This window comes from Plebeiibacterium sediminum, from assembly GCF_026013605.1.
GTDB lineage: Bacteria > Bacteroidota > Bacteroidia > Bacteroidales > Marinilabiliaceae > Saccharicrinis > Saccharicrinis sediminus.
This window is the reverse complement of the sequence record NZ_JAPDPJ010000125.1, coordinates 1-6,621: the sequence shown is the minus strand read 5'-3', so window position 1 is coordinate 6,621 and position 6,621 is coordinate 1. Positions and strand designations below refer to the sequence as shown.

Sequence of the window (6,621 nt, the reverse complement as noted above, 5' to 3'; positions counted from 1 at the left end):
ACGATGACAATGTCAGTAGGCAAGGTTTCTTTATAGGAACAAGTATTTCCTTATAAAGCTAATAAAAATTATACAGTAAAAAGCCACTGTCAAACGTTCTGATAGTGGCTTTTTTAATCTCTAATAAATCTAATCTTGAACAACAAAGCTATCATTTACTGCAGAATATGGATATTAATTACGTTAGTTTGCTAATTGCAAATCTAAAGAAACAATTGCTCGCTTAAAAGAAGGGTCTCACAAAAGGAGTGATAAATGGAATATCTGTATGATAAAACTACTCACTTCTTTAATGTTGATTATAAGAAATTTTCAAAATAGGTAAATGAAATATAAAAATAGAAACTTAATGATATGCCGTGATTACTTATTATATTTATGAGTTTATGTTATAAAAATTATTGAATCTATTTTTAAATATGTTGTGCTTAATTTTACATAGAGATGCGTCTGGTTAAAGAAAAGATTGGAAAGTGAACGCAAAAAAAATTTAAAATACTAGAAAATGGATTTAAAATAAAATCATAATTTTAAAAAGGGACTTATCAAATGGAATACTTGGGTTCTTGTTTGTGCAAAGGAATTAAATTTAAAGTAATAGGTGACTTTAATAGCTTTTATTTATGCCATTGCAGATATTGTAGGAAAGACACTGGGTCTGCTCATGCTGCAAATTTGTTTTCCACCACAGCTAAACTTGAATGGATAAAAACAGAAACGAAAATTAAAATATTTCAACCGCATAAGAGTAATCATGTGAAAGCCTTTTGTACAAATTGTGGTTCAGCTCTGCCCAATTTACAAATGGACGGTAAACTTTTAGTAGTTCCGGCAGGATGTTTAGATACAAAATTAGAAAAACGACCTAATGCACATATTTTTTTCTCAAGCAAAGCAAGCTGGGAAGATTCGTTGGATGAAATAAATAAATTTGGACGCTTTCCAGAATAAAAAGATTTGCTCCAGTATTTGGATACAAATAGACTACGATAAAAAACTTAATGGAGATTAATATAAAAGTTAAGTTTTAAAAAAAACAATGCACTATCTAATTCTAAAATGAAAACAGTTTCTAAAAACGCAGTTTTTAATAAAGTAAAATCAAATGAAAAATAATGAAAAAAGAAAAGCCACTATATACTGAATAATACAATGGCATTTAATTTTTAACCAAACCTAACCCTGATGCAAAAGTATTATTTTTTATGAAAAATCAAATCTAATAGATCCATTATTGTACCATATTAAGAATAGATTGTATAACATTAATATTCAGCGCTATTAATAAATGATAGATATGTTTAATTTCAGACATCTATAAATGAAGACAAAGGAATCTGAAGATAAACTAGTGAAAAACCAAAATAAAGATATCTCAATATATCAAAGCGATTGCTTTATTTTTTTAACCCTCAACTAATTTCCTTTCTAAATAAATAGAACGTCTTTCGGACAATATATCTGTTGTCGTTTTGTCAAATAACTGTTTAATAAATATATTTGTTCCAGAATTGAATATTTGAACAATTAGTATGAATGGAAATTTTTATAGGATGTATACCAAGCATCAATTTGCTGTAGTGAAACTACAATCTGATTTTTTGTACCCTGAAGATATTGAATCATTAAATAAAGATTATAATAATGACCCTGATTACTCAAAAATACAATATTTGATTATTATCATAGATGAAAATTGTAAACCTAAATTTAGTATTAATTATATCAGCCAATTATCTAAAATTTACAACGCTGAATATCAAGTAAATAATCATAAGAGTATTGTATGGATAGTTTCACAACCAATAATAACAGCCCTTACTCATTTATTAGTTTTAGAATTGAATGACAATCGTTATTATTGTTCAACACTTAAGAAAGCTTTTTACTTACTTGACTCTACAATGGACTATAATACTTTCATAGAACTGCTTGATGCTGCTGAGAAGGTTTCTAATTAGCCTCCAAAAATATTACATAAAGCCATATCTATCAGATTAATAATAGATTCTGGATGTAATTTCTCACTAAGTTTACGTTATAACACACTATTAATATTACATGCTATTTCGAATCTTTGAATAAGAATATATAGTTACTTCCCCCTTCAATAAAAAGTAACAAATTAACGATTTCCTTAAATAACGAATTAACGAAATTAAGCAAACTTACTCATATTATAAATAGTCTCACAAAAGGAGTATAAAAGGGATAGATCCATGAAAATGGAAATTTATCTATTGAAATTTGATAATATACCGTTATTACGCATTATATTTAAGAATTTGTCAATCGTTTATAAATAAGTTAGCGATAATTGTAAAAAAGCACCATGTTCCTAATAAAAAGAATAAAAGCGATACTATTACTAGTCCTATTAACCGTTGGAATAAAATCTACGAATTCGCAATCAATTGCAGTCCCTATTGTTGATTCAGACTATGTTCATGCAACTTTTGAAGAATTGGACTTTTTCAGGAACGAGATAAAAAATGTTAAGGTTGTTGCCTTGGGAGAAGCCTCACACATGAGTGGTAATACAATGGTGGCTAAAACAAAGATGGTAAAATACCTCCACAAACAATGTGGCTTTGATACACTTGCCTTTGAATCGCCAATGTATGAAATGGCTATCTTAAACAATATGCTCCAAAAAGGAACGTTGACCGCTAAAGATTTCTTTGGTAACATATCTGGGGTTTGGAATATAGAGGAAATGGATGAGCTATTTAATTATATTGTTGAGACTCAAAAAACAAACAGACCTTTAACTTGTGTGGGTTTCGATTCAAATTGTTTTCGAAACTTCGGAATCGGAGCTATTGAAGAAAACTTTAAAGCATTTGTCCAAAGGTTAATACCAAGTCCAAACGAACAATTGGATTCAACTGTTTATAGTGCGTTGCATCGGGTGGTGATGGGGGCCTATTCTTTTAAAAAGGCAGCTATCGCTGATACCTTGCTATTATATGACACATTTAATGATCTACGGATTCGACTAAAAGATGTTAAGCAAGATGTGGATTATTATGCTTTCTGGAAACAAATTGTAGACAATTTTCAAACAATTTACCGAACGAATTACAACGGTAGTAACCGGGATTTTCAGATGGCTCAAAATGTCTTGTTCTACCAACAAAAAAATAATTCGAAATTAATTCTCTGGGCAGCAACCTATCACATTGCAAATGATTTGACGAGTATCAAATATTATAACAATCCCAAAATCAATGAAAAAGTAATGGGAACTTATCTAAAAAAAGCCTTCGGTAAGCAATATTATGCCATTGCATTTTTGCCCTTTCAAGGAAAAGCTGGTGTTGATGGAGCGTTGGGATTAATGAAACGAAAAATTACTACAAAAAAGAACAGTATTGAAAAATATATTGCGGGAACAACTGACAAAGAATATGCTTTTGTGCCACTTAGAAAAGAGGAAGTGCAAAAATTAATAGAAGAAAAAGGACTAACTCAGGTGAACATGTTTGGGGCCTCGACAAGAAAAATGAAAATCCCTGAAGTTGTTGATGGACTTTTCTATTTAAAAAATGAAAGATTGATTCATTATCATTAAAGTGAATGGACTAAAAACAACTATCGCTAATCGAATTAAAGATTAGTAGTCTCACAAAACGCAACCGGAACGGAAACCAAACAATAATTAATTATAAATGACACAAGAATATATTAACCAGAACAAAACCAATACCTTTCAAAAAGGTAATATGGTGGTTATGCATAGTTGTTGTGAATCTCGATTAGAACAATATAAAGGTAAATTGTGGGAATGTCTTACAGATAGCTATCTTGATAAAGGAGGACAAGAATGTGTACATCTAAAAGGTTTTAGTGGAGCTTTCTTTTGTGAGTATCTTCATTTCGTTAATCCCAAAATATAGTTCCATAATAACTTAATATATACTTCAGGCACAAAAATAATGTTATGAAGCAAAAAGAAGTTGTAATAAAAGTAGATTCCATATTGTCAAAAGGTAAAAATATATCCGGTAGAATCGGAAATACATTTGCTTTTGAAGCAATAGTTAATAAAACTAACGGAAGCTATGGTATAAATAAAGGAAAAGTAATAAAACTTGAAATATATGGTAGATTTAAACAAAACTATTTACTCATATATGACAAGAAATGGATAAAAAAGCCATCGGAAGAAAATATTAAGTATTATAATCAAGTAATGAGATTATTGAAAAGTAGACTCAAATAACGCACTATATATGAACAAAGAAGAAATCAAACCGCCAACTAAAGACCTATCAAATCAAATTCATGAGTACATTAATTCTTGTGTTAAAACATTATCTGGAGGATTTATAAATCCATTAATTGATTTTGCGTTGCCATCTTCACATCAAAAACGATTTGAGATTTGGTGTGAAAATATTTATAAGGCAATTATTGAATTAGAGGAAAACATCATATCGAGAGAAAACTTACTAGCAGATGAAGAATTTATTTCTTTACTTAAAGAAAGTGTGACTATAGCTTCTAAAACACATCAGGAAGAAAAACATCAGTTATTAAAGAATGCTTTAATAAATAATTTTAATAGTTATTTAGCTTTTGATTCAAAACTTATTTTCACTCGTTTAATTGATAGCTTGACAATATCTCATCTATATTTTTTAAGGCTAATTGAGAAATATGCAACAGAAATAAAGGATAAAAAAATTTTTACAGAGATAAAAGAAATTCTAAAAAAAGATTCAATGTCAGAAATGATACCTGATAACTCATATCAAATGATAATAAATGACCTTGAAAAATTGAATTTAATTGCAATTGGAGATTTAGTATTCAAAAATATAGTGCGTAAATCAGGAGCATTACTAACTGGAGATGGAGATAAAAATTTACCTTATTTAACAATAACCAGTTTCGGTAATGACTTTATTAAATATATTATAAAAGAATAACTACAAATAACTTTTGCTAATCTAATTCTAAGATAAAAACAGACTCAGAAAACGCAGATTAGATAAATAGGCCGAGTTTTTCAAAATATGAATTGCAGCAAAAAGGAATGTTCATACTTACTTACATTTATGATAAGATTCACCAAATAATTAAAAGATGAAAAAAGCATTACTTATTATAATCACTTTGTTTTTTTATTCTGCATTTATAAACTCACAAAGTTCATCCTTATATAATCCAGAAGGAATTTTAATAGTAGATACCATTTATAAAATTAATATTGAGGACCTAACGTATTTATCAGCATATGAAGAGGAGAATGTTTTTCATAAAATATATGAAAATATAGAATACCCCAAAAAGTGTTATGAAAACAGAGTTGGCGGACTTGTTGTTGCTAAAATAAGTGTAAATCGGAAAGAGCTTAATGTTACATGTGTAATCGAAAGAAATAGTGATATCTTGCTAGGAAGATCTGTTATGAATGCTATAAATAAATGTTCTAAGATTATTCTAAATGCAACAACAACAGATAGGAATATTGTTTTTTATCTTCCGTTTAAGTTTGAGGTTAACAGCAGTAATTTTAATTTGGAATTAAATAAGAATGGATTAATTAAGGTTGAGAAAATTTATCAGGAAGGTAGAAGATTCTTATTATAAAAAAGTCTCACAAAAGGAGAATTCCGTGAACTACTTTGTTGGTACTAGTAATTCTTTATCTTAGAATTCGATTAACGAGTCGTTATTTTTTTATATTTATTACCAAATCATTGTCCAATAAATCATTAATTCATAGGACAAAGAAACTATGAAGATTTTGGAGCAAATAAATGGTAGAAAAATTTCTATGAAAGACACAAAAATTCTATCTGGAAATGAGTTTAAACGAGTGCATTATTTATATAACAGTTTTAGTTGTCTTCGGATCATCATGTAAAACTAAAAACAATCAAAAAGTGACTGATATAAAACAAGAATTAGAGATATCTGATGATTCAGGTTTTATCGGAATTATTAATGACAATCTGTATCAAGGATTTGTTGATGAAGATTGGGAACTTGATGAAGTACTAGGTAGATTTAAGAATCAAACCAATTTTGGAAATTGTGCAATTTGGTCGACAGGTGAACCTAATTTTATGAGTATTCATATTGTAGATAAGCCTTCCCAAACTAAAAGTTACCGCGAAACAATTACTTTTATAAAAGTTACCAATGAAAATTTGTGGTTGGCAAATTATACAGACTTGACAATGGTGGCTCAATTTGAAAGTGAAAAAATTCCTTCAAATGAGAATTCTGATTTAATAATCGAGTTGAAAAATGGGTTCTATAAACTTTTAATAAGACAAATGTTTAATCCTTCTGATTACAATTGGGAATCGCCCCCGAATCCTTGTTTCGAATTAATATTTCAAACTGTAGAGAAATTTGAGAATAATAACTTTGAGAATGTGATTTGGTGGGACGTTGATAATCATAAAGAATAACATGTTACAGACGAATTCTAAGATAAAAATAGTCTCATAAAAGGAGGGTTTTATCGGATATATGCCACATGTAGAAGTTAATAGGTAAATTAAATCATTTTTTTTGGATATGTAAGTATAACTCTGTCTGATTGATTTAGATTATTCAAATTAAATTATCTTTTTTCTTAAAACCAATTCTCAAAAGCTTTAT

8 protein-coding genes are annotated in these 6,621 nt (G+C 28.7%); all 8 read left to right on the top strand.

Going from position 1 to position 6,621, the window contains the following annotated elements; genetic code table 11:
* Window positions 1-549 precede the first annotated feature (549 nt).
* Window positions 550-951: a GFA family protein gene (locus OM075_RS24035; RefSeq protein WP_301193106.1), complete on the top strand. Its 402-nt coding sequence runs from the start codon at window positions 550-552 to the stop codon at window positions 949-951.
* Window positions 952-1,532: 581 nt separating this feature from the next.
* On the top strand, window positions 1,533-1,961 hold the full coding sequence (locus OM075_RS24030) for a hypothetical protein (protein ID WP_301193105.1): 429 nt from the start codon (window positions 1,533-1,535) through the stop codon (window positions 1,959-1,961).
* 371 nt (window positions 1,962-2,332) lie between these two features.
* On the top strand, window positions 2,333-3,574 hold the full coding sequence (locus tag OM075_RS24025; RefSeq protein ID WP_301193104.1) for an erythromycin esterase family protein: 1,242 nt from the start codon (window positions 2,333-2,335) through the stop codon (window positions 3,572-3,574).
* Window positions 3,575-3,671: 97 nt separating this feature from the next.
* Window positions 3,672-3,899, top strand: coding sequence for a hypothetical protein (locus tag OM075_RS24020; RefSeq protein WP_301193103.1), 228 nt, complete (start codon window positions 3,672-3,674; stop codon window positions 3,897-3,899).
* A 44-nt stretch (window positions 3,900-3,943) separates the two neighbouring features.
* The gene (locus OM075_RS24015; protein ID WP_301193102.1) at window positions 3,944-4,225 is read left to right on the top strand and encodes a DUF7678 domain-containing protein; all 282 of its coding nucleotides are present in this window, start codon (window positions 3,944-3,946) and stop codon (window positions 4,223-4,225) included.
* A 10-nt stretch (window positions 4,226-4,235) separates the two neighbouring features.
* A complete protein-coding gene (locus OM075_RS24010; RefSeq protein WP_301193101.1) occupies window positions 4,236-4,934 on the top strand; it encodes a hypothetical protein in 699 nt (232 codons plus the stop codon).
* A gap of 157 nt (window positions 4,935-5,091) precedes the next feature.
* A complete protein-coding gene (locus OM075_RS24005; protein ID WP_301193100.1) occupies window positions 5,092-5,598 on the top strand; it encodes a hypothetical protein in 507 nt (168 codons plus the stop codon).
* Between the two features lie 296 nt (window positions 5,599-5,894).
* Complete coding sequence (locus OM075_RS24000) at window positions 5,895-6,428, top strand: hypothetical protein (protein ID WP_301193099.1); 534 nt, start codon at window positions 5,895-5,897, stop codon at window positions 6,426-6,428.
* Window positions 6,429-6,621: the final 193 nt, after the last annotated feature.